Annotated in this window: 2 pseudogenes; both read left to right on the forward strand. The window is 53.8% G+C overall.

Annotation, left to right across the window (positions count from 1 at the left end):
* Nucleotides 1-264, forward strand: a pseudogene (locus ACTHUR_RS19305) (ABC transporter ATP-binding protein); the annotation flags it as partial.
* A 68-nt stretch (nucleotides 265-332) separates the two neighbouring features.
* Nucleotides 333-489, forward strand: a pseudogene (locus ACTHUR_RS19310) (pseudoazurin); the annotation flags it as partial.

Here is a 489-nt window from a genome sequence, read left to right on the forward strand (position 1 = left end):
CACCATCAGCTCAATCTTTTGGAGCGCGTGGTGCAATACACGCACGAACACAATCTGGTTACGCTGATGGTGTTGCACGATTTGAGCCTCGCCGCGCAGTTTTCAGACGGCGTGATTCTGCTTGGTGAAGGCAAAGTACAGGCGCAGGGCGCGCCGCAGGACGTGTTGCAGGCGGACATGATAGGCAGGCTGTATAAAGTGGACATCGAGCTTTTGTACGACAGCAAAGGCCTGCCCGTTATCCGCCCGATGCGGCAATCCTAGCTTGGGAATCCGCCACCAAGAAACCAGCCACGCAATCATTTTATACTCTTCACAAAAAGGACTTTCCCATGAAAAAATCCCTCTTCCTCCTCATGCTGACCGCTTCCCTAAGCGCATACGCCGCCAACCACGAAATCAAAATGCTCGACAACGGCAAAGACGGCAGCATGGTGTTCGAGCCCGGCTACGTCAACGCCAAAGTCGGCGACACTGTTACCTTCAAAG

Source organism: Neisseria sp. P0021.S007 (assembly GCF_051956855.1).